The organism is Rhizobium sp. BK456, from assembly GCF_014194045.1.
GTDB lineage: Bacteria > Pseudomonadota > Alphaproteobacteria > Rhizobiales > Rhizobiaceae > Rhizobium > Rhizobium redzepovicii.
Map to the genome: position 1 here is coordinate 467,548 of NZ_JACIAO010000001.1, position 23,691 is coordinate 491,238.

The following is a 23,691-nucleotide window of genomic DNA, read 5'->3' on the forward strand; positions in this document are numbered from 1 at the left end:
CTAAGGTGAAAACCTTCGGTTCCTGAAAATCACTTGTTTTGCCTCGTTCTAATCGAATAAAGCGGTACAAGGAAAAGTAAGAAAGAGCGCCCGCCCGTGACACAACTGCCGAAGACCCCCCTGCTCGATCAGGTCACCTACCCCGCCGACCTGCGCAAGCTGGAGGATCGCGACCTGCCGCAGCTTGCCCGCGAAGTGCGGGACGAAATGATCGATGCGGTGTCGCGCACCGGTGGTCATCTCGGAGCCGGTCTCGGCGTCGTCGAGCTGACGATCGCCATTCACAGCGTCTTCGACACGCCTGACGATCGGCTGATCTTCGATGTCGGCCATCAGTGTTATCCGCACAAGATCCTCACCGGCCGGCGCGACCGCATCCGCACGCTGCGCCAGGAAGACGGGCTTTCCGGCTTCACCCGCCGGGCCGAGAGCGAATACGACCCCTTCGGGGCGGCGCATTCCTCGACCTCGATCTCGGCCGGCCTCGGCATGGCGATCGCCGCCGATCTCGACAAGAACGACCGGCGCGTCATCGCCGTCATCGGCGACGGGGCGATGTCGGCCGGCATGGCCTATGAGGCGCTGAACAATGCCGGCGCGCTCGATGCGCGGCTCATCGTCATCCTCAACGACAACGACATGTCGATTGCGCCGCCGACGGGCGCGATGAGCGCCTATCTCGCCCGCCTCGCCTCGGGCCGCACCTATATGGGCTTCCGCGACTTCGGCAAGAAGCTGACGGCCTATCTCGGCAAGAACATCGATCGCGCCATCACCCGCGCCGTCGAGCATGCCCGCGGCTACGTCACCGGCGGCACAATGTTCGAGGAGATGGGCTTCTATCATATCGGGCCGATCGACGGGCATTCCTTCGACCATCTGCTGCCGGTGCTGCGCAATGTGCGCGACAATGCGCGCGGACCGGTGCTGATCCATGTGGTCACCCAGAAGGGCAAGGGTTATCCACCGGCAGAAGCCGCCGCCGACAAATATCACGGCGTAAACAAGTTCGACGTCATCACCGGCGCCCAGGCCAGGGTCAAGCCGAATGCGCCGAGCTATACCAGCGTCTTTGCCGAAGCGCTGGTGCAGGAAGCCACCCTCGACGACAAGATCGTCGGCATCACCGCCGCCATGCCAAACGGCACCGGCCTCGACAAGCTCGCCGAAGCCTTTCCGTCGCGCTGTTTCGATGTCGGCATCGCCGAACAGCATGCCGTGACCTTCGCCGCCGGCCTTGCCGCCGAGGGCTACAAGCCGTTCGCGGCGCTCTATTCCACCTTCCTGCAGCGCGCCTACGACCAGGTCGTGCACGACGTGGCGATCCAGGGACTGCCGGTGCGTTTTCCGATCGACCGCGCCGGCTTCGTCGGCGCCGACGGGCCGACGCATGCCGGCTCCTTCGACACCGCCTTCCTCACCACCCTGCCCGGCTTCGTGGTGATGGCGGCGGCCGACGAGGCCGAACTCAAGCATATGGTGCGCACCGCTGTCGCCTATGATGCCGGGCCGATCTCGTTCCGTTATCCGCGCGGCGAAGGTGTCGGCGTCGACATGCCGGTGCGCGGCGAAATCCTGCAGATCGGCAAGGGCCGCATCGTCAAGGAAGGCACCAAGGTGGCGCTGCTTTCCTTCGGCACCCGGCTTGCCGATTGTCTGCTTGCCGCCGAAGATCTCGATGCCGCCGGCCTTTCGACGACGGTTGCCGATGCACGTTTCGCCAAGCCGCTCGACCACGACCTGATCCGCCAGCTGGCCCGCCACCACGAAATGGTCATCACCGTCGAGGAAGGCTCGGTCGGCGGCTTCGGCAGCCAGGTGATGCAATATCTCTCGAGCGAGGGCCTGCTCGACAACGGCCTGAAGATCCGCTCGCTCGTCATGCCCGATATCTGGATGGAGCAGGCAAAGCCGGAAGCGATGAACGCCCATGCCGGGTTGGATCGCGCCGGGATTGTTTCCACGGTGTTCCGGGCGCTTGGGCGCGGGGTTGCGGTTGGAGTGGCTGGGTAGGAGAATTGCGAGGGCGTGCCGTGTGGTCCCCGCATACGCCCTGCGAGCACCCGGGTCGAGCCACGCAGGGGCGCAACACTCCCCTTTCACCACCCATCGCCGTACTTGCTCCAGCGCCACCCCACCCTCTGCCTCGAATCGAGCCCTCCTCCCGCGCGCGAAAGCTCGGCCTTAACTGCACAGCGTATCTAACACTGATTGTGCAGCAGTGAGATCCACGATTTGATGCTTAGCGTCAAACATATGAACCACTGCTTGCAGACGCGCTGCGGCATCGTCGACGCGGCCTTGTCGTGCCAGAACCGGTGCTAGGTGTGTGATGGTGCGAAGCTCAAAAAGTTTTGCTTGCTGCCGACGGGCGGTAGCGATGGCTGTTTCGAACAGCTGCGCGGCGCCCGTCAGATCGCCGCCTTCCGCGGCGATTTGGCCACGAAGGCGAATACATTCTGCTAAGTAAGACGCTTCATCAGTATCGAAAACAAGGGTATCGACGTCATCAAGTATGCGCGATGCGTCTTCGACGCGACCGGCCCGCAGGAGTAGATCACAAAGTGCGCATATTTTCTCAGGGGTATGAAATACGACGCCCTGGCCACGCCAAAGACCAACGCTCTCCCCGACATCATCGATGCCAGCGTCCAGTTCGCCCAGATGCGCGCGGGCATAGCCACGCCACCTAAGGCCGCTGCCTCGACGTGCCGTGTAGCCATGCAGTTCGCTAATCTCGACTATCTTGTCAGCATTTTCTAGCAGTTGTTCATATTGACCGAGTAGCGCCTCCAATTCGCACCGTTCCAGGAGATACCAGGCGAGGTCGAAGGGCTTCTCTAGCTGACCAAAATTTTGAAAAATGCGTTCCTTCGTTTCGACTGCGCCGTCAAAGAAACCCAATATCAGCAATGACTCGCTAAGATAGCCCAGGGCCGCGAGACGCTGATCCACGCCGGCGAACAAAATACGACCGTCTTCGTCGACACTATCAATCAAACTGAGCGCATTCCGCAAGGCATCCGCCGCAATCGACTGTTCTCCCCGGTTGAAGTGAGCCATCCCCTTGGCAGCCAAAAGGCCACTCAGATAGGTCTTGGGAAGGAGATTGGAAGAGCTTGCGAGCTGCTCTTCCACCAGGATCAGGTAGTCGTAATTGCGGCCAGAAGCATAATAAAATGGCGCGAGTGACAGCACTACGTCACATTGCAACTTGACCAGACCAGTGTTTGCGGCGGCAAGATGTGCGTCTTCAAGCGTTTTCCCAAGACGCTCGGAGCGATACCCCTCGGCCTGCATCAAAGCATTCGCCATCGCAAGGTTGAGCCTCGTCATCCGTTCGGCGCCGCCGGATACATCGCCCAGCCTCTTGCTGCACTCGATTGCACTGGCAAAATGCGACACGGCTTCGCGAGTGGCTGCTCGGGCCGCCGCTGCCTCTCCCGCCTGTTGCCAGCGCTCGAGAGCCGCCGCCCAATCTCCGGCCGCTTGCAAATGATGCGCGAGAAGTTCGGGTTGCGCGTCGGTGATTTCGGTCCACCGTTCCTCTAACGCGATTGCGACACGCCTGTGCAATTCCTGGCGCTTGCCGCGTAGAAGCGTGCCATAGGCTACGTCCTGAACGAGCGCATGTTTGAAGAGGTAGGTGGCCAGTGGCCGCGTCCCGCGACAGAATGCAAGACCGGCGGCGACGAGCTGATCCAGCGCTCCATCCAGCTCAACCGCGTTTCGCCGTGCAACGGCTGCCAACAATTCGTAGGAGAATTCGCGCCCGAGAACAGCGCCGACCTGGGCGACCTCCTTGGCGACAGAGCCAAGACGGTCGAGCCGCGCCATCAGTGAAGCCTGCAATGTGGCCGGAACGTTCAACGCAGTCGTGGCCGCATGCGAAAGGACGGTATGGGCGTCGCCACTCTCCAGCACTGCCTTCGTCAGCTCTTCGATGAAGAGTGGCACTCCATCGGTACGCTCGACGATCTCCGCGGCCATTTCGCTCAGCAGTTCTCGGCTGCCGACCACTTGCTCAACGAGTGCTGCGCCTTCACGTGGGCCCAGCCGATTGAGCAGGAGCATCGTTACGTGGTCCCGATCGGTCCACATCGGTTCAAACTCGGGACGGAACGTGACGAGCAGCAGGACCCGCAGGCGAGGCACCCTCTCGATGACGAGGTCGAGCAGCTCGCGCGAACTGGGGTCGAGCCAGTGCACATCCTCGAAAAGCATCAGAACCGGGCCTTGTCGCGACAGTGTCTCGAGCTGACCGATCAGCGCCTCGAACGTTTTTTCTTTCTTTCGCTGCGGCGTGAGCTGAAGAGGTGGGAAACGGCTGTCGATCGGCAGCGACAACAGCTCGGCGAGCAATGTTCCGTCCTCGGGCGAGGCTGGAGCAAGCAGCGCCACCAGTTTGTCGAGCTTCCTGTCCGGCGTGTCCTCCCGTTCAAACCCGGCGGCCCGTTCGAGCTGCGCAATGGTCGGATGGAGCGCGCTGTCCTGGCGATGCGGTGAGCAGAAATAGCGAAGGCGGGTATGCGGCTCATTCTGGATGCGCTCCTGCAAGGCGACGGTGAGCCGGGACTTGCCGATCCCTGCCTCGCCCGAGAGCAGCACGACGCGGCCTTCACCACTTTTCGCGCAATGCCATTGTCGCAGCAGCACCTCGAGCTCTTCCTCACGGCCGATCAGCGACGGCGGTGTGGTCCCGTGCAGCGCCTCGAACCGGCTGGCGACGGCGCTCTCACCCTCGACCTGATATGGACGGATGGGCTCCGGAAACCCCTTCGCAGCGATTGCCCCAAGATCGCGGTATCGGAAAAGTTCCCCGAGCAACTGCCGCGTTTGCGGTGCGATCAGAACGGCATCGGGCTCGGCAAGAGCTTGCAAACGCGCAGCAAGGTTCGGCGTCTCGCCAACGACGCCACGCTCCTGTCCTTCGTCCGAGGTGATCAGATCGCCGACGACCACCTGGCCGGTGGCAATGCCGACGCGTACCCGCAAAGGCTCGGACTGCTGCAGCCGCGCGATAGTGTCCACAAGAGCAAGGCTGGCTCGCACCGCCTGCTCCGCGTCGTTCTCGCGCGCCTGCGGATAACCGAAATAGATCAACACGCCGTCGCCCATGTACTTGGCCACAAAGCCGGAGAAGCGGGCGATCGTATCAGCGACACAGCGATGGAAAGCCCCGATGATCTCTCGCAGATCCTCGACATCGAGCCGCGACGAAAGCGCTGTGGAGCCGACGAGATCGACGAACATGACGGTGAGCTGCCGGCGCTCGGCGACGGGCTCGGCAGCGCTCGAATTGAAGCGATTTGCAGTCCGCCCCAATTCGGCAATTGCCCTGAGAAGCCGCTTGCGATGCCCGAGCAGAATCCCGAGCTGGCAGAGGTCTGCGTCGGTCAGGTCGGACAGAACGTCTGCATCGATCGCATTCTCGTGGAATGCCTGTTCGTATTGCTCGAGGCCAAGGCCTCGCAACCAGGAGGCAATGTCCACGACAGCTTCCCCCTCGCCAGAATTCGCCTTTAAGAACATACTAAACTAAGAGGTGCCGCCGCGTCATCATCATTCCGTGACCGTCGTCAGTTCCCTGAAGCGATAAGTCGCTCCTTTAGCGACGCGGCACGGCGGCGCATATCTCGACCAGGAAGTCCATGACACGGTCACTATGTGGTGGCCACCTTCTAACGCCATTCGGCACGCCGCGGCTACGCGGTTGGTCCAGGTGCGCGCAGAAACATCGGTTGCCGCCGGTTTGCGGCAGAGGACGACGGAGATTGACGCTATGACCCAGCCAGACTCACAGTCGATAGAGCGGATCGCCAGGTTTTTCGTCCACCAGACGGGGCCGTCAAAACGAAGGAAGGCGGTACATCTCTGCACCGCCCTCTTCCTTTGACGCCCCTTCCGAAAGCCACGCTCTCAGAACTCCGTCCACTCTTCCTGAACGGCCGCCGCAGCACTTGCCTGTCTGCCGCCGAAGGCCTTGGTGACCTTGCCGGCGAGGGCGCGGGCCGGTGAGGCGACCGGGCGGGCGTTAGCGGCGGCAATCGTTGCACGCGGCGCCGGGGCAGTCTGGCCGAGCTTGAACTGGTGCAACAATTCGTCCAACGCGTTTGCCTCCTGGGCGAGCGCATGGCTTGCCGCCGTTTGCTCCTCGACCATGGCGGCGTTCTGCTGGGTGCCCTGGTCCATGTTGTTGACGGCGGTGTTGATCTCCTGCAGGCCGATCGACTGTTCGCGGGTGGCGGTGACGATCGCGCTGACGTGGTGGTTGATCTCCTGCACCTCGGCGACGATTGCTTCCAGGGCCTTGCCGGTCTCGCCGACAAGCGAAACGCCGGCAACGACCTGTTCGCCCGATGTGGTGATCAGCGCCTTGATCTCTTTCGCTGCCTTGGCCGAGCGCTGCGCAAGCTCGCGCACTTCCTGGGCAACGACGGCAAAGCCCTTGCCGGCATCGCCGGCGCGGGCGGCTTCGACGCCGGCGTTCAGGGCCAAGAGGTTGGTCTGGAAGGCGATGTCGTCGATGACGCCGATGATGTTGGAGATTTCACCCGACGACTTTTCGATCTGCTGCATGGCGGAGACCGCCCTGCGGACGACTTCGCCGGATTTTTCGGCGCCAAGGCGGGTGCGCTCGACGAGATTGCCGGCGTCCTCGGCGCGCTTGGCGCTGTCGCGGACGGTCGTCGTCACCTGCTCGAGGGCTGCGGCAGTCTGTTCGACGGCGGCGGCCTGCTGTTCGGTGCGGTGGGCAAGATCGTCGGCGGCCGAGCGGATTTCGCCGGCGCCGGCATTGATCGCCGAGGCGTTGCGGCCGACCGATTGCAGGGCCGCCTGCAGCTTTTCAACGGCATGGTTGAAGTCATTGCGCAGGCTGTCATATTGCGGCGCGAACGGCGTCTGGATACGGCCGGCCATGTCGCCATTGGCAAGCTCGGCGAGGCCGCCGGCCAGCGCGTCGATGGCATGGCGGATCTCGCCTTCCTCGCGGGCCTTCTGCTCGTCGCTTGCCCGGCGCTGGCGTTCGGCGTCGCCGCGCATGCGGTCGGTCTCGCCGGCAAGCCGCAGCTTCTCGATCGCCGCCTGCTTGAAGACCAGCACAGACTGGGCCATGCGGCCGACTTCGTCGCCGCGGTCGGTTGCCGGGACCTCGATATCGTTTTCACCGCCGGCGAGGCGATCCATGGCGCTCGTCATGCCGACGATCGGGCGGACGATGGTGCGCGACATCAGCCAGGCGAGCACGGCGGCGGCGAACGAGGCGACGATACCGCCGGCCAGCAGCGTCGTCTTCAGATCGCTGTTGGCATCGGCGCGAATTTCAGCAAGCGCTTCGGACTTTTCGCGGGCGCTGGCCTTGATCTTCGCCGAGGCCTGGCGGAACCCGTCGAGCTGGCCCTTGGTGGCGTTGACGCCGATCTTGACGACCTCTTCGATCGGCATGTCGGTTTCCTTGCGCGCCTTGGTCTGCGGCTCGGCCAGTTCATGGAAATAGAGGTCGGCGGCCTTCTGCATGCCGTCGATCATCTCGACCAGCTGCGGTTCGCCGGCCGCCGTCTGCTTGGCAGCGGCAATCGCCTTCAGCATGCGCTCGCGGTTGGCAAAGACATCGCCATAGGTGCTGTCGCTGCGGAAGAGGATGAAGCCGCGCAGATTGACGGCCTGCTCGAGCATTGCCTGCAGCGCATCGTCGATCTGGTTAACGAGCAGCTCGGACTTTTCCTGCTCGGCAGAAGCAGCCGCAGACGCCGTCGCCTTGGAATAAACAAAAGCGGAAATGGCGACGAAAATGAGAATGAGGGCTGCGAACGTGGCCGCAAGCTTACCGTTCAAGGATATGTTTTTGGCGGACATCGGTGATTTCTCCTGACGACAGTCGACGCGGCGAGAGGCAGGTCGCGTGAGACGCAACCGCCGGGATGTTTGAAGCTGAAAACATGATCGGCGTGGAAACGCTTGCGCCTTCATGGCGCCGAGCAGTTCAGATGAACCGCTGCAATCGCGCTGAACCTATATGGGCAGGCTTTAAATTTGTTTAAATTTGTGCGGCGCAACAGCGGCGGAGCCTGCGGATTATTGTGCCGTTTCCGGCGGATTGAGGATCAGAATGTCGAAGTCCTTGGCGGGATCGAAATCCTCTGCTGTCATCCGGAAGGTCGTCGGGCCGATCTTCTCGACATTGCTGCCGCAGAAGCTGATGAGGCTGCCGGGCTTGCCCTTGTCGATCGTCAGCTGGAAGCGCCGGATCGGCCCCGCCCAGTTGGCGCCGGTCGACAGTACATAGGAGATCCAGCTTTCGGTGTAGTTGGCGCCATTCGTCTCGGCTTCCGCGGCACGCTGCTGCGCGACCCGGACGAAGTCTGCGTCCAGGCAGTATTTGCGGGAATATTCCTCGAAGCGCTCGCCCTTCGGCTGGCCGTTTTCGAGAAAGCTGATGGCGACGGTGCCGCCGACGGCTGGCTGGTAGCGGTGCTCGACGCTCACTTTCTTCTTCGCGGGAAAAGTGGTGCGCCACCAATAGGTCGAGCGCAGCGTCCAGAGCGGCACCAGATCGGCCTCTGCCATCGGATAGATCAGGCCGCGGGCGATCCAATCCTTCCGGATGGTCTGGGGAAGTTTGGCGAGCGCGTCGCGGGTCTTGTCGCTGTAGGGCAGGACCGGAATGTTATTTTTGGCGAGTTCGTCGGTGACGTCGATGCCGAGCGAGACGACACGCTGCTGCAGCTTGGCGGTGATCGGCTTGCCGTCCTGCACGGTGGAGAAATGCAGGAAATTGTCGCTGTCATAATCTGCGATGGCGGAGTTGTTGTCCATCTGACCCGATATGTCGGGCATCGGGAAGGCGACCAGGCTTTCGACATCCTTGTCGGACGTGTTCTCGAACACGTAATCGACCCGCACCTCAGAAGCGGAAATGAAGAGATCCTCTTGCACCATGCTGACATCGTCGGATTGGGCAAAGATCAGCCCGCCGGTCTTGACCTCGGCCATGGTATCGTTTGCCAGCGCCGGCGATGCGATCCCTGCCGCGACAAGAAGAGTGAAGAGCTTCAGCATAAAACACCCCCGTGCCTGCGGCCGCCCCGTAATCGCCGCGGCAGGATTATCGCCGAAAGCTTTCGAGGGTCAATGACGCTGTCTGGAACAAAATGCTTGCAACCGGCGGCTTTGCCGGTCATTCACAGCCGATGTCCGATCAAAGCAGCCAACGCCTCGACCAACTTCTCGTCTCCCGCGGCCTCTTCGCCAGCCGCTCGCGGGCTCGCGACGCCGTGCAACGCGGCACCGTGCGGATCGCCGGCCAGGTGGTGACGAAAGCCGGCGCGCTCATCGGCGACGACGCCAATATCGAGATCGACGATCCGGCGCAGGACTATGTGTCGCGCGCGGCATTGAAGCTTGCTAGCGCCCTCGAGCATTTTCGGCTCGATCCCGCCGGCCATCGCTGTCTTGATATCGGCGCTTCCACCGGCGGCTTCACCGAGGTGCTGCTGCAGCGCGGCGCCGCGCATGTCACGGCGATCGATGTCGGCCATGGCCAGATGCATCCGCGCATTGCGGCCGATCCGCGGGTGACGAACAAGGAAGGCCTCAACGCCCGCCACCTGACGGCCGAGGATATCGGCAAGCCCGCCACATTCCTCGTCTCCGACGTCTCCTTCATCTCGCTGAAGCTGGCGCTGGCGCCGGCTCTCGATATCGCCGAAGCGGGTGCGGTCGCCGTGCTCTTGGTCAAGCCGCAGTTCGAGGCGGGGCGCGAGGCGATCGGCAAAGGCGGACTGTTGAAGGACCCCTCGTCCGCGCCCGCCGTCGCTGCGGAACTGGAGCGCTGGTTCATCGAGGATATGGGCTGGAAAAGCCTCGGCCTCATCCCCTCCCCGATTGCTGGCGGCGACGGCAATCAGGAATATCTTCTGGCAGGATCGAAACCGTGAGCACCGAAACCGTCACCATCGAAAAGCTCGGCGCCCAGGGCGACGGCATTGCCGGCAGCGCCGGCGGGCCAATCTATGTGCCGTTTTCGCTACCCGGAGAAACCGTGGCGATCGCCCGCGTCAAAAGCCAGGGCACGATCATGTCGATCACGACACCCTCGCCCGACCGGCAGGAGCCGCCCTGCCGGCATTTCGGTCCGGATGGCGTCAACGGCACCTGCGGCGGCTGCACGCTGCAGCACATGACCGATAGCCCCTACCGCGCCTTCAAGCGACAGCTGGTCATCGATGCACTCAGATCGAAGGGGCTGACGCCCGATGTCGGCGAGATCGTGCCGGCCCGGCCGGGCGAGCGCCGACGCGTGGTGTTTGCGGCGCGCAAGACCGAGAAGGACATGCTGATCGGTTTCAACCAGGCCGAAAGCCATCATATCGTCGCGATCGAGGAATGTCCGATCTCGTCGGCGGGGATCGTCGCCCGGCTGCCGGCGATCCGGGCGATTGCTTCAGCACTCGCGACCAATGCCGAACCCTTCCGCGTCTCCGTGCTGGAAACGCTGTCCGGCCTCGACATTGCGGTCGACGAGGTGAAGAAGCTCTCCGACCCGCAGCGGCGCAAGGCGGTCGAAACCGTGCTCAGCCTGCGCGGCATTGCCCGTGTTTCTCTGAACGGCGAAATCCTCATCGAGCCGTCGAAGCCGCTGATTGATTTCGGCGGCGTCCAGGTTTCACCGCCGCCGGGCGGCTTTGCCCAGGCAACCAAGCCGGCGGAAGAGGCAATGGCCGAGCTGGTGCTTGCCCATGCCGGCAAGGCCAAAAGGATCGCCGATCTTTTTGCCGGCGCCGGCACATTTTCGCTGCGGCTGGCGCGTGTCGGCCGCGTGCATGCTGTCGAAGCCGAGGCAAAGGCGCTCGCCGCCCTCGACCATGCCGCCCGCAACACGCAGGGGCTGAAACCGGTCAGCATCGAGAAGCGCGATCTCTTCCGCCGCCCGTTGATGACGCAGGAGTTCAAGCCCTATGACGCCGTCGTCTTCGATCCGCCACGCGCCGGCGCCGAGTTCCAGTGCAAGGAGCTTGCCCGCTCGAGCGTGAAGAAGATCGCCGCCGTCAGCTGCAATCCGCTGACGCTGGCGCGAGACCTCGCGATCCTCGTCGAGGGCGGCTACCGGATCACCGGCGTGACGCCGATCGACCAGTTCCTCTGGACCTCGCATGTCGAGGTGGTGGCGACGCTGGAGAAATAGGGGCTGCCGTCGGCTGCTCCCTCCGTATCAATGTCGAGGGGCGACGCCCCCTCTCTATTGGTCGCCGGATTCTTGTTCTTGACCAGCACTCAGCCGCATTGCCCGGGTTCCGAGTTTTGCACCCGTCACCGCATCGATGGCGATCGGCTCGATCTCCGAGCCCGTTTCGACATCGACATAGCGGGCGAGTTCGCCGTCGCAGTGGCGGTGCGCCCACGCCCCGATCATCATCAGCACCGGCAGGAAATCCCGGCCTGCTTCCGTCAGCACGTACTCCTCGCGGGGCGGTCGCTCGGAATAGAGGCGCTTTTCCAGCAGGCCATCGTCGGTCAGCGCCTTGAGGCGCTTGGTGAGCATGGTCGGGACGATGCCGAGGCTCTTCCTGAACTGGTCGAACCGGGTAAGGCCGGTATGGGCGTCCCGCAAGACCAGAATGCTCCACGCATCGCCCACAGACTTAAGACCGCGGGCCACCGGGCACTGGAGGATCGAAGTATTTTTCATTAGGTATCTTTTCGATAGTGACATGATATCTAAAAGATAGTAACACAGCGTCAGCCAATGATCCACTTCAAATGAGAGCTGACAGCATGATCGACAGAACCAAAAACATCGCCCTGGTCACCGGTGCTTCCTCCGGCATTGGCCTTGTCACCGCCCAAACCCTGGTGAAAGCCGGTTATCGCGTCTATGGGACCAGCCGCAAACAGGTTGCCGGCAAGCCCGGGATTACCATGCTGGTCTGCGACGTGACGGATAAGGCCTCGGTGGAGGCGATGATTGCCGAGATCATGCAACAGGCCGGCCGGATCGACCTCGTCGTCAACAATGCCGGGATCGGCCTGCTCGGCGGCGCGGAAGAATCGTCGATCGACCAGGCCCAGCGCCTTTTCGACGTCAATCTTTTCGGCGTCGCCCGCGTCGTCAATGCCGTGCTGCCCATCATGCGCAAGCAGAAGAGCGGCCGGATCATCAATATGAGCTCGATCCTCGGACTTATCCCATCCCCGTACAACGCCTTCTATGCCTCGACCAAACATGCGATCGAGGGCTATTCCGAATCCCTCGACCATGAAGTGCGCAACTTCGGCATCCGTGTCGTTCTCGTCCAGCCCGGCATCACCAAGACATCCTTCGAGGAGAACCTGACGCGCGTCGATCAACCTCTTCCCGTCTACGACTCGGAGCGGACCCGGAGCGAGGCTCTGATGCGCAAGTGGATGGAGACGGGCGACGCGCCACAGGTGGTCGCCGACATGGTCGTGAAAGCCGCAACCGCCAAGAAGCCGAAGCTGCGCTATTCCGCCGGCAAGCAGTCGCGCCAGGTCCGCTCGCTTCGCCGCTTCCTGCCGGAGCGGCTGGTCGACAGCCTCCTGCGCAAGGTCAACGAGTTTCCTGCCTCCTTGTGAGTCTTTAATTTGGAACAGGTTCAGATCCCGGTCGACCTGGCCTAAAATCCGAACCTGTTCCAGGCGAAGGAAACCGCTTCCGAATGCGCAAGACCAAACGACGCAATCCCTATTATAACGGCCCGGTGTCCGATCATTTCGACGGCACGCATTTCTTCAATCCCGACGGTATCGAGCCGCTTGGTTTTCGCGATTTGCTGCGGTGGCAATTCGGCGGCGGCCGCCAGCCTTGGCCGAAATCGGTCCCAAGTCCATACGCGGCGGCCAAGCCGGATACACGTGTCGACGGTGAGGATCTGCGGGTGACCATGGTTGGCCATGCAACCATGCTGGTGCAGGTCGCCGGGCTCAATATTCTCACCGACCCGGTGTGGTCGGAGCGCGTCAGCCCTTTCACCTTTGCCGGACCCAAACGCGTCGTCCAGCCGGGCATTGCGTTCGATGATCTGCCGCCGATCGATCTCGTGCTGATCTCGCACAATCATTACGATCACCTCGATATCGCAACGCTCAAGCGGTTGCATGCAAAGCATCGACCGCATGTGGTGACGCCACTCGGCAACGACACGATCATCCGCCGCGCCGTGCCTGATATGGAGACGACATCGATGGACTGGGGCGAACGCATCGCGCACGCCGGAATCAGCATCGATGCCGAACCCGCCCATCATTGGTCCGCCCGCGGCGGCGCCGATCGCCGGATGGCGCTCTGGGCAGCGTTCGTCCTCTCGACCCCGGCCGGAAAGATCTATCACATCGGGGATACGGGCTTTCATCACGGCGTCAATTACAAGGCGGCACAGCTGAGGCATGGCGGCTTTCGCTTGGCGATTTTACCCTTCGGTGCCTATGAGCCGCGATGGTTCATGAAAGGCCAGCACCAGAATCCGCAGGAAGCGGTGATGGGGATGAAGCTGGCGAATGCGGCCTATGTGGCCGGGCATCACTTCGCGACGTTCCAACTGACGGATGAAGCGGTTGACGCACCGGTAAGGGCGTTGCAAGAGGCAATGGGCGAGCACAATATTGCCGCGGACCGGTTCCGGCCGCTCAGGGCCGGCGAGGTCTTCGATGTGCCCATGCTCTAGCGACGCATGAAGGCTTCGAAGGCGGCCCGGGCCTCGGCGCTTTTCAGACGGGCGGAGAAGTGGCGGGCCTCCTCGTCGATGCGGGCGATGATCTCGTCCCTGTCGCCGCGGACGAGATCGCGGGCGATGCGCATCGCTTCCGGCGGTTTGGCGGCAAGCCGAGCGGCAGTCGCCAGCGTCACAATATCGACCTCGCCGGGTTCGACCACCTTCCAGATCAGACCGGCGTCCTTGGCCTCTTCAGCCGAGAAGGTTTCACCGGCCGCCAGCAGGGCGAAGCCGCGCTGATGGCCCATCAGGCGCGGCGCAACGAGACTGGACCCCGCCTCCGGCACCAGCGCCAGATCGACGAAGGGAGTGCGGAACTGGCTGCGGCTCGAGGCGATCGTCAGGTCGCAATGGAGATGGATCGTCGTGCCGATGCCGATCGCCAGACCGTCGACGCCGGAGATCACGGGTTTTTGGGCTTTCACCAGCGCATAGAGGAAATCGAGGATCTCCTGCTCAAGGCCGCCGCCGCCGACTGCGGCGGCAAGGAAATCGTTGAGATCATTGCCGGCGGAAAAGCAGCCTTCGGTGCCGAGGAAGGCGGTGGCGCGGATGGTCGTATCGGCATCGGCCGATTTCAGGGCATCGGACATGGTGCTATACATGGCGCGGGTGATGGCGTTCTTCTTCTCCGGCCGGTTGAAGCGGATGATCTGGACGCCGGGATGTGCGGAAGGCTGCTCGACGATGATGTGATCGGTCATTGGATGTCCTCAGGCAAGCAGGATGCGGGCGGCGGCAAGGCTTGCCGCGCCATTGACGACGCGGTCGCGAAGGGCTGCGGTCTCGGCAAGCAGGTTTTCGGCGGCGAAGCGGCTGAGCGCGATGCGGCCCTCGCCCCTGCCATCGCCGCTTTCGGCGAGAGCACCCTTGGCGAGATAGCAGCCGGTGAGCACGAGGCCGAACAGGCGCTGATAGGGCGTCGCGCCCGAAAGCGCCTCGGCCGCCTTGCCGTCGGCAAGCATCTTCATGAGCCAGCCAGTCGCCGCTTCGAGATCTGAAATTGCTGCGTCGAGCCTGACTGATGTCTCGCCGAAACCATCGAGATTGGAGCGGCGGGCGCTATCGGCGATCTCCTTCAGCTCGGCGATGAAACCCTTCACCTGCTCGCCGGCGGAGAGCGGCAGCTTGCGGGTGACGAGGTCGATCGCCTGGATGCCATTGGTGCCCTCGTAAATCGGCGCGATGCGCGCGTCGCGCAGGTAACGCGCCGCACCAGTCTCCTCGATGAAGCCCATGCCGCCATGCACCTGAATGCCAAGCGAAGCGACGTCGACGCCGGCATCGGTCGAAAAGGATTTGGCGATCGGGGTCAAAAGCGCGGCGCGCTCCTGCCAGTGGCGGCTGACGTCGCCGGCCCGGTGGGACATGTCGATCGCGTGGGCGCAGGCATAGGAAATGGCGCGCGCGCCTTGGGTCAGCGCCTTCATGGTGAGGAGCATGCGGGCGACATCGGGATGTTCGACGATCGGGCTCATGCCGGCGCCGCTCCAGCCGGGCGCCCTGCCTTGGGTGCGTTCCTTGGCATAGGCGACAGCCTTCTGGGTGGCGGCCTCGGCGATCGCCACGCCCTGCATGCCGACGGCCAGGCGCGCATTGTTCATCATTGTGAACATGCAGGCGAGGCCCTTGTTCTCCTCGCCGACCAACCATCCCACGGCCCCCTTTTCGTCGCCGAACCGGCCGTCGCCATAGATCATCGTGCAGGTCGGCGAGCCGTGGATGCCGAGCTTGTGCTCCAGCGAATGGCAGAAGAGATCGTTCCGGGGCCCAAGCGAGCCGTCCTCGTTCACCAGGAATTTCGGCACCAGGAAGAGCGAGATGCCGCGAGTGCCGGCCGGCGCATCCGGCAGGCGGGCGAGCACAAGATGGATGATGTTGTCGGCCGCGTCATGCTCGCCCCACGTGATGAAGATCTTCTGGCCAAAGATGCGATAGCTGCCGTCGGCGCGGCGCTCTGCACGGGCCTTGAGCACGCCGAGATCGGAGCCGGCATGCGGCTCCGTCAGGTTCATGGTGCCGGTCCATTCGCCTGAGACCATTTTCTCCAGATATTTTTTCTTCAGCGCGGCGCTGCCATGGGTGCTGACCGCCTCGATCGCGCCCATTGTCAGCGTCGGGGCGAGCGCAAAGGCCATGGAGCCGGAATTCCACATTTCCAGCGCAGCGACGTTCAGCATATGCGGCAGGGCCTGGCCGCCGAAAGCTTCGGGCGCCGTCAGACCGTTCCAGCCGCCGGCGATCCAGCTGCGGTAGAGATCGCGCCAGCCATCCGGTAGCCTGACCTCGCCGCCTTCCAGACGGGCGCCCTGGCGGTCGCCGATGTCGGCGAGCGGCGCCACTTCCTCTGTGGCAAACCGTCCCGCCTCGGAGAGGACGGCATCGACCAGATCTTCGCCGAGATCGCCGAGAAGCCCTAGTGAAATCGCTTCGCCCATGCCGGCTACATGCTTCAACGTGAACGCGATTTCCTCGACGGGCGCCTTGTACATTGTTTCCTCCGCAGGACCGGCCTGCATCCCGCGCAAAGCCCTCCGGGGCAAAGGGCTAATTGATTTTTACGTAAACGTCAATTTCGATTTGCCGGTCTGCCATGCCATAATTCGACTGAAACGGCGCCGAGCTCTTGCACCGTCGCACAAATAGCCGTCATGAAGACTCTCTAGGGGGGAACCTCTGAAAACGACATCGCCTTCGCAAAGGATCGGCGACCAATGGATACATTGCCCGTCAACATACCCGGTTTCGTCTGGGCTTATCGCTTCTCCCCGGATGAAAAGACCGCAGTGCGGCTGAACAACAGTGCGACGGTGGCGGATCTGACCGCCGACAATTGTTTCTACTGGCTGCACCTCAACCTTGTCGACGCGCGTGTGCCGGCATTGCTCGACACACTCACCGGGCTGACGGAGGACGCGAAATCGGCGCTGACGACGCGCGACACGCATGCGACCATCACCGTCGACGAGCAGATGCTCTACGGCACGCTCGTCGACTGCCAGCGCGATTTCGCTGAGGATACCAACAATCTCGGCTGGCTGCATTTCGCCATGTCCGACCGCTTCATCATCACCACCAGGCTGCAGCCGCTGCGTAGCGTCGAGCGGGCGCGGACACTGATCGACAAGAATCCGGGCAAATTCTCGCGGCCGGTCGATCTGTTCGAACTGCTGGTGATCGAGTTTCAGCGCACGCTGATCGCGATCGTCATCGAGCTCACCGACGAGCTGAACCTGATCGAGGATTTCGTCTACGACAATGCGCCGCGCGACGAACGGCGGCGGCTGGCACCGGTGCGACGAACCGTGGTCAGGCTGCATCGGCATCTGCGCACGGTGCTGGCGCTGATGCGCCGCGCGGCGGCAACCGACGAGGACGAGATGCCCTTCGGCTTCGACGACGTGGCGCGGCGGCTGACGAGCCGGCTGGAAACGGTCGATCACGACATCTATGCGCTGCAGGACAGGGCGCGCCTGCTGCACGAAGAAATCGATTCGAAACAATCCTCCGAAACCAACCGCCACCTCTATCTGCTATCGATCATGACGGCCTTCCTGCTGCCGCCGACCCTGGTGACCGGCTTCTTCGGCATGAACACCGCCAACCTGCCCTTCGCCGTCGGCGACTACGGCACCGAATACGCCGTCGCCCTCATCGTCGCCTCGATTGCCTTTGCCTGGTGGCTGCTGCGGCGGGTGGATATTCTTTGAGGGTGAGAGGTGCGGTGGGCGTGCTGAGTTTCTCCACCATACGTTGCGGTATCTATCACAGGGCTCACCCGTCATCCTCGGGCTTGGGGAGGCCAACATGGATCCTCGGCTCAAGGCGGAGGATGACGGAGGGCGGGGTTACGTTCGGCCAAACTCACCGTCGGCACAACGCAATTGCGCGACGCTGCGCGTACCCCACCTCGCCCGGAACGGTTCTTGCACGGTTACTAATACATTTACCGTGGGGAGACCAATTGTCATGGAATGGTGCATATCCGAAGAGTTTGTCCCTCTGATGCTCGTTGTGAGTGGGCCGGAAAAATACAAGCGTGTTGCAAGCCTCGTACAGGCTGCCGAGATGCTGACGGTTGGCTGGCCAATCGACGATGGAGACGAATATCTGATTGCGATCAGGGCGTGCCGGGCTGCGATCCATGGGGAAATTTCAGCGCAGGACGCGCGAGCAGCGCTCATCCGTGCCGCCGACGAAGCTGGCATTTCGGTGATTACTGCCGTTCATTGAGTTTCGCAGCCGACGATGAAATGGTCCACGGGCTTTCATGCCAGCGCCCTCTCGTTCCGCTGCATGCGCAGGTCCATGAGTGATTGCTGAGTCCCTGCGCATCGCATCTCGGGCCACCGGCGCTTCTGACCCGTATCTCGCGGAATTAGGCGCAGAGCTTCCCCCCATCCCCCGTCATCCTCGGGCTTGACTCGAGGATGACGGGAGGCGGGGTGATGTTCCGGCCAACTCCTCCGCCGAAGCAACTGGCGTCGCGCTTGCCTACCTCACCTCAATACGGCGAATAGCACTGCTGGCGCGGGCCGTTATAGGGCTGGAACGTATTGTCGTAGGCGCGATAGGACCGGTAGCGGCTGGCGCACCAGGCGACGTGGCTTGAACCCATGCGGGGCGCGGGGGCGACGTAGCGCGGCTGGGCGACAACGGCGCCGCCGATGACCGCGCCGGCGCCGAAGGCGGCGAGCGGATACCAATAGCCGTTATAGTGACGATAGCCCGGGCGGTAATAGGAATATCCGCGATATCCGCCGTAATAGCCGGGGCGGTAATAAGCGCCGGGGCGATAACCTGGCCGGTAATAATCGCGGCGATAGTAGCGGCGGTATTGAACGTTCTCGACGGTGGAGGATTTTTCCACCTGTGGGGCGGTCGGCATCTGGATTGCCTGCGACGGCACGAAGCCTGTCAGAACCACGGCGGCAGCCAGAACTGCAGTCGCGATCTTGTTACTCAAACCGAACATTCTTCTCTCCCATTCAGCAGCGATAACCGCCTGCTCAGCAACGCTTTCGTGCCGGAATGGTTCCGAAAGCGGCCGGGGCCCCGGCTGCTTTCGTATTTTTAAAGAAATCGATCTGAACCGGGCATTAACCGGAGCGAACCACCTTCAATGCCTCACGTCCGACTTGTGTTCAGGCCACGGCGGAGATTTTCGCCTGATCGCCCTGCAGACGGTTGACCATGAAGTTCGAATACCATTCGAGGAACTGCATGACGCCGCCCTCGTGCAGGGAAGAATAGGGGCCGGGTTCATAGGCCGGAGAGTGAATGCCGAAGGCGTTCTCTTCGACGATGCGGCGATCCTGGTCGTTGGTCTCGGTCCAGACGTGGGTCAGTTCCTCGAGATTGTAATCCACACCTTCGACGGCGTCCTTGTGGACGAGCCATTTGGTCGTCACCGCCGTCTCGTTGGCGCTGAGCGGCAGTACCCGGAAGGAGATGGCGTGGTCGCCAAGCAGATGGTTCCACGTCGTCGGATAGTGGAAGAGCAGCATGGTGCCGATATGGCTGATCGAGATATCGTCGGCGAGCGGACGATTGACCGCGCGCTTGCCCGACATGGTGTAGCTCTCGGCATCTTCGATCAGCGGCATGCGGGCGGTGCGGAATTGGCCGTCCGGCGAAATCTGGAATTTGCTCGGCAGGCCGGCGGCCTCGCAGCGCGCCCAATGGCCGGCGATCTCCGGATCGTCGGCGCCGCCATCCGTGCCGGTGACGCTCGGTGCTTCGGGATAGGTGCGGCAGAGTTCGGGATGATTGGCGGCGCAGTGATAACACTCGCGGTTGTTTTCCCAGACGAGCTTCCAGTTGCCCTTCTCGATGATCGTGCTCTGGAAGGCGACCTTGCTCTCGCTGATCCGGTGCGGCGCGACATAGGGCTCGATCTTGTCGCGCACCGGCTGGAAGTCCGGAGCGGTGTTGGCAAGGCAGATGAAGACATAGCCTGCGACGACTTCGCAATGGACGGGCTTCAGGTTGAAGCCGGTCTTGTCGAAATCATCGCCCATGTGGCGGGCGAAGGCGAGCTTGCCTTCGAGATCGTAGGTCCACTGATGATAGGGGCAGACGAGACGCACGGAGGAGCCGTGCTCCTTGGTGCAGACGCGCGAGCCGCGATGACGACAGCTGTTGTGGAAGGCGCGGATGACATTGTCGCGGCCGCGGACGACAACGACGGGATAGGTGCCGATCTGGACGGTGAAATAGGCGCCCGGCTTCGGCAGTTCGCAATCATGGCCGATGAACAGCCAGTCGCGATAATAGATCATCTCCATGTCGAGCTGGAAATAGTCCTCGTCGATATAGAACGGCCGTTCGAGGCTGAAGCCCTCCCGGCGGTTCTTGAGCTGACGCAAAACGTTGCTGCGAATATCCATCTTCATGTCCTCGTGCACCCGGTTGCCGCCCTTACGCAGAAGGCCGGCGGAAGCGCGCCCGCTTCCTTCTCCTTCGGGAGAATTGTTCATGGCAGCCATTTAATCATCTGGGCTGGCTGCCGCTCGGTTGTAATGCGACATCGGCTTCGAAATTGACGACAGGATGCAAGCGGCCCGTCTAGGTCGATCGCATCTGCCGACTCTGCAGCAATTATCGTCAATTGCGACATGGCGTAAAGACCCGCTGCGTAAAGAGGTAAGCCGGCCGGCATAGAAGTCCGTCGCGTTTGCGACATCTGTCGGCATTTGCCTTTTGCCGGCCGGCCGCCGGGTGATTTTAACATCGCCTTAAGCATACCGCCCTATCCTACTGTCGATTCAGACCGACCGAAGAACGCGAACCATGGCCAAACTCCGTTATTTCGACGCGAAAGATGCAAGCAGATCGCAGGAGCCGCAGCTGGTTGCCGCGCATTCCGAATTCCTGCGCACCGGCCGCATTCCCCGCGAGCGACGGCACTGGCTGGCCGAGGAAAAGCGCTATTTCACCCATGACGAGGTCGCTGCCAAAACCGGCCGCAAGCTGCAGGTGGCCGGCGAGAAGACGCATCAGCACATCAACGGCTTTCACCACTCGATCCAGTTTCCGAAAATGATCTTCCATCGGACGCTGGAGGACAGCCCGCATCTCGGCTATTGCCACGTCACCGCAGCACGAACGAAGTTCGCTCACTACGAAGAGGTCAGCTGGGCCTTCTACATCGCCAATTTCTATTCCGACATCGGCGAGAACGACAACTTCTTCGAACGGATCGATGTCGGTTATTCCCGCATGTATTTCGCCGTCGCCATCAAAGCGGGCGAGAATTCCCAGGAAAAGATGACCATCGACCGGTCGGTGCGCGGCAACGGCCTGCTGTTCCGCACCCATGATCCGCAGGCGGCAATCCGCAACATCCTTCTGCTTGGCGCCCGTAACGAACAGCTGCGCGAAATCATCCGCCAGCTGTGACGCCCACCGATGGGTGAGGCAAACATCGCGATTGATCGCAGGCAGCGGAAAGCCTAATGACTGCCGGGACCAAAGCATCGGGCAGCACATGGCACGCATCATCGATATAGAGGCAGACAGGCGGGCAGCACTTGAAGCGGCCTCAGCCGCTCTTGCCGACGGCTTTGCCATCGCCATTCCGACCGAAACCGTCTACGGCCTTGCCGCCGACGCCACCAATCCGGCGGCCATCACCCGCATCTACGAAACCAAGGGACGGCCGCGTTTCAACCCGCTGATCTGCCATATGGCCGATCTTGCCATGGCCGAAGAGCATGCCGAATTCGATCCTGTCTCGCGGGCGCTCGCCGCAGCCTTCTGGCCCGGCCCGCTGACGCTGGTGCTGCCGCTGAAACCGCAAAGCCCGATCCATTCGCTGGCGACCGCCGGGCTCGACAGCGTCGGGGTGCGCGTGCCGAAAGGTTTTGCGGGCGCCCTGATCGGCGCCTTCGGGCGGCCGCTCGCAGCCCCCAGCGCCAATACCTCAGGCGCGATCAGCGCGACGAGTGCGGCTCATGTCGAGGCCGATCTCGGAGCGAAGGTCCCGTTGATCCTCGATGCGGGGCCAAGCGCCGTCGGCGTCGAATCGACGATCGTCAAGGTGGAGGGCGACCGGGTAAGGCTGCTGCGGCCCGGCGGCCTGGCAGCACGCGAGATCGAGCGTGTCGCAGGCCGGCCGCTGCTCAGGGCGAAAACGGCATCGGCGGCGATCGAAGCACCTGGTATGCTTGCCTCGCACTATGCGCCCGGCGCCTCCGTGCGTCTCAATGCGACGAGGGTCGAACCCGGCGAAGCGCTGATCGCCTTCGGCGGCGCGGCAATCTCCGGCACAAACGGCGCCCGGATCGTGCTTGATCTCAGCCCGCGCGGCGACCTTGCCGAGGCGGCGGCCAATCTTTTCGATTATATGAAGCGGGCCGATGCCAGCGGGGCTTCGAGCATCGCCTTCTCGGCCATTCCCGAAGAGGGGCTCGGCGAAGCGATCAACGACCGCCTGCAGCGGGCGGCGGCGCCGCGCGACTGACAGACCCGATCAAATCGACCGAGGAGACCGACCCCGATGAGCAGCACCGGCATTTCCACCGAACTTCTCGGCCGTTTCGCAGCCATCGTCGGCGATAAATACGCGCTTCGGGGCGAGGCCGATCTTGCGCCGCATCTGGTCGAAAACCGCGGCCTCTATCACGGCTCCTCCCCTCTCCTGCTGAAACCCGGCTCGGTCGAGGACGTCTCTGCTATCATGAAGCTTGCGACGGAGACCGGAACGGCGATCGTGCCGCAGACCGGCAATACCGGCCTTGTCGGCGGCCAGACGCCGCGCGCCGGCAAGTCCGATATCATCCTGTCGCTCGAGCGCATGAACAGGATCCGTGACGTCGATCCGGTGGCGAACGTGCTGGTCGCCGACGGCGGCGCCATTCTCGCCGATGTGCAGAAGGCGGCCGAAGCGCATGGGCGGCTGTTTCCGCTGTCGCTCGGTTCCGAGGGCTCCTGCCGCATCGGCGGCAATCTTTCCACCAATGCCGGCGGCACGGCGGTGCTGGCCTATGGCAATATGCGCCAGCTCTGCCTCGGCCTCGAAGTGGTGCTGCCGACCGGCGAGGTCTGGGACGGCCTACGCCGCCTGAAGAAGGACAATACCGGCTACGATCTGCGCGACCTCTTCATCGGCGCCGAAGGCACGCTCGGCATCATCACCGGCGCTGTGCTGAAGCTGTTTCCCCAGCCGCTCGGCCATCAGGTGGCATTCGCCGGCCTGAATTCGGTCGAGGATGCGCTTGCGCTTTTCAACCTAGCCTCCAGCCTCTGCGGCACCTCGCTCACCGGTTTCGAGCTGATGCCGCGTTTCGGCGTCGAAATCACCACCCGCCATATCGAGGGCGCACGCGATCCGCTCGACGCGGCCTATCCCTGGTATGTGCTGATCGACATTTCGACGTCTGACTCGGCCGAGACGGCGGAGCGGATGATGAACGGCGTGCTCGAACAGGGTTTTTCGGCCGGATTGGTGCTCGATGCGGCGATCGCCTCATCGGTGGCGCAGCAGCAAGCAATCTGGCACATGCGCGAAAGCATGTCGGATGCCCAGAAGCCCGAAGGCGGGTCGATCAAGCACGATGTTTCCGTGCCGGTGTCGCGGATCCCGCATTTCATGGCCGAGGCAGCGGAAGCGGTCCTGGCGGCAATGCCCGGAGCCCGCATCTGCGCCTTCGGCCATATGGGCGACGGCAATATCCATTACAATATTTCCCAGCCGATCGGCGCCGACAAGGCCGCCTTCATCGGCCGCTGGCGCGAAATGAACCACATCGTGCATGGGCTGGTGCTGGCGCATGGCGGCTCGATCTCGGCCGAACACGGCATCGGCCAGCTGAAGCGCGACGAATTGGCGGCGATTCGCCCGGCAATCGAAATCGAACTGATGCGCCGCATCAAGCGGGCTTTCGATCCGGCTGGTATAATGAACCCGGGAAAGGTGGTCAGCCTCGAGGTTTGAGGGTGGCGGACGGGGAGAGCCCCT

General features: G+C 62.7%; 18 protein-coding genes. 10 read left to right on the forward strand and 8 right to left on the reverse strand.

Going from position 1 to position 23,691, the window contains the following annotated elements:
- The first annotated feature begins 96 nt into the window (after positions 1-96).
- Positions 97-2,013 (forward strand): 1-deoxy-D-xylulose-5-phosphate synthase, encoded by a 1,917-nt coding sequence (gene dxs, locus FHX03_RS02670; protein WP_054181462.1) that lies wholly within the window; start codon positions 97-99, stop codon positions 2,011-2,013.
- Between the two features lie 171 nt (positions 2,014-2,184).
- Here dxs and FHX03_RS02675 read toward each other — a convergent pair whose 3' ends face one another.
- The 3 genes from FHX03_RS02675 to FHX03_RS02685 form a co-directional block, all read right to left on the reverse strand.
- A complete protein-coding gene (locus tag FHX03_RS02675; protein WP_183852500.1) occupies positions 2,185-5,493 on the reverse strand; it encodes an AAA family ATPase in 3,309 nt (1,102 codons plus the stop codon).
- A gap of 426 nt (positions 5,494-5,919) precedes the next feature.
- Positions 5,920-7,857, reverse strand: coding sequence for a methyl-accepting chemotaxis protein (locus tag FHX03_RS02680; protein ID WP_183852502.1), 1,938 nt, complete (start codon positions 7,855-7,857; stop codon positions 5,920-5,922).
- A gap of 219 nt (positions 7,858-8,076) precedes the next feature.
- Positions 8,077-9,060 (reverse strand): DUF4424 domain-containing protein, encoded by a 984-nt coding sequence (locus FHX03_RS02685; RefSeq protein ID WP_097624062.1) that lies wholly within the window; start codon positions 9,058-9,060, stop codon positions 8,077-8,079.
- Positions 9,061-9,152: 92 nt separating this feature from the next.
- Here FHX03_RS02685 and FHX03_RS02690 point away from each other — a divergent pair, with 92 nt between their 5' ends.
- Complete coding sequence (locus FHX03_RS02690; protein WP_409565121.1) at positions 9,153-9,938, forward strand: TlyA family RNA methyltransferase; 786 nt, start codon at positions 9,153-9,155, stop codon at positions 9,936-9,938.
- Positions 9,935-11,185: a class I SAM-dependent RNA methyltransferase gene (locus FHX03_RS02695; RefSeq protein WP_097624061.1), complete on the forward strand. Its 1,251-nt coding sequence runs from the start codon at positions 9,935-9,937 to the stop codon at positions 11,183-11,185. The genes FHX03_RS02690 and FHX03_RS02695 overlap by 4 nt, the downstream gene beginning before the upstream one ends.
- 54 nt (positions 11,186-11,239) lie before the next feature.
- Here the strand turns inward: FHX03_RS02695 and FHX03_RS02700 are convergent, their stop codons facing one another.
- Positions 11,240-11,689 carry a winged helix-turn-helix transcriptional regulator gene (locus FHX03_RS02700; RefSeq protein ID WP_097624060.1) on the reverse strand — a complete coding sequence of 150 codons (450 nt, stop codon included), beginning with the start codon at positions 11,687-11,689 and terminating at the stop codon, positions 11,240-11,242.
- 86 nt (positions 11,690-11,775) lie between these two features.
- Between FHX03_RS02700 and FHX03_RS02705 the strand changes: the two genes are divergently transcribed.
- On the forward strand, positions 11,776-12,594 hold the full coding sequence (locus FHX03_RS02705) for an oxidoreductase (protein WP_131711364.1): 819 nt from the start codon (positions 11,776-11,778) through the stop codon (positions 12,592-12,594).
- A gap of 83 nt (positions 12,595-12,677) precedes the next feature.
- Positions 12,678-13,682, forward strand: coding sequence for an MBL fold metallo-hydrolase (locus FHX03_RS02710; protein ID WP_183852506.1), 1,005 nt, complete (start codon positions 12,678-12,680; stop codon positions 13,680-13,682).
- On the opposite strand, the gene FHX03_RS02715 is transcribed toward FHX03_RS02710, so the two are convergent.
- Positions 13,679-14,434 (reverse strand): crotonase/enoyl-CoA hydratase family protein, encoded by a 756-nt coding sequence (locus FHX03_RS02715; protein ID WP_183852508.1) that lies wholly within the window; start codon positions 14,432-14,434, stop codon positions 13,679-13,681. The two genes, FHX03_RS02710 and FHX03_RS02715, sit on opposite strands and share 4 nt — an antisense overlap.
- 9 nt (positions 14,435-14,443) lie before the next feature.
- Positions 14,444-16,222, reverse strand: a complete 1,779-nt coding sequence (locus tag FHX03_RS02720; RefSeq protein ID WP_183852511.1) for an acyl-CoA dehydrogenase — start codon at positions 16,220-16,222, stop codon at positions 14,444-14,446.
- A gap of 222 nt (positions 16,223-16,444) precedes the next feature.
- On the opposite strand from FHX03_RS02720, the gene FHX03_RS02725 reads away from it, so the two are divergent.
- Positions 16,445-17,440, forward strand: coding sequence for a transporter (locus tag FHX03_RS02725; protein ID WP_183852513.1), 996 nt, complete (start codon positions 16,445-16,447; stop codon positions 17,438-17,440).
- Positions 17,441-17,699: 259 nt separating this feature from the next.
- A complete protein-coding gene (locus FHX03_RS02730; protein ID WP_183852515.1) occupies positions 17,700-17,963 on the forward strand; it encodes a DUF982 domain-containing protein in 264 nt (87 codons plus the stop codon).
- A 271-nt stretch (positions 17,964-18,234) separates the two neighbouring features.
- Here the strand turns inward: FHX03_RS02730 and FHX03_RS02735 are convergent, their stop codons facing one another.
- Both FHX03_RS02735 and FHX03_RS02740 read right to left on the reverse strand, forming a co-directional pair.
- Positions 18,235-18,705: a BA14K family protein gene (locus tag FHX03_RS02735; protein WP_183852517.1), complete on the reverse strand. Its 471-nt coding sequence runs from the start codon at positions 18,703-18,705 to the stop codon at positions 18,235-18,237.
- 169 nt (positions 18,706-18,874) lie between these two features.
- Positions 18,875-20,119 carry an aromatic ring-hydroxylating oxygenase subunit alpha gene (locus FHX03_RS02740; RefSeq protein ID WP_097624179.1) on the reverse strand — a complete coding sequence of 415 codons (1,245 nt, stop codon included), beginning with the start codon at positions 20,117-20,119 and terminating at the stop codon, positions 18,875-18,877.
- Between the two features lie 403 nt (positions 20,120-20,522).
- Here FHX03_RS02740 and FHX03_RS02745 point away from each other — a divergent pair, with 403 nt between their 5' ends.
- The 3 genes from FHX03_RS02745 to FHX03_RS02755 all read left to right on the forward strand — a co-directional run bounded on the left by FHX03_RS02745 (position 20,523) and on the right by FHX03_RS02755 (position 23,667).
- Positions 20,523-21,131, forward strand: a complete 609-nt coding sequence (locus tag FHX03_RS02745; RefSeq protein ID WP_003588182.1) for a DUF6656 family protein — start codon at positions 20,523-20,525, stop codon at positions 21,129-21,131.
- A gap of 88 nt (positions 21,132-21,219) precedes the next feature.
- Positions 21,220-22,194, forward strand: a complete 975-nt coding sequence (locus tag FHX03_RS02750; protein WP_183852519.1) for an L-threonylcarbamoyladenylate synthase — start codon at positions 21,220-21,222, stop codon at positions 22,192-22,194.
- 36 nt (positions 22,195-22,230) lie between these two features.
- Positions 22,231-23,667, forward strand: a complete 1,437-nt coding sequence (locus tag FHX03_RS02755; RefSeq protein ID WP_183852521.1) for an FAD-binding oxidoreductase — start codon at positions 22,231-22,233, stop codon at positions 23,665-23,667.
- Positions 23,668-23,691 lie beyond the last annotated feature (24 nt).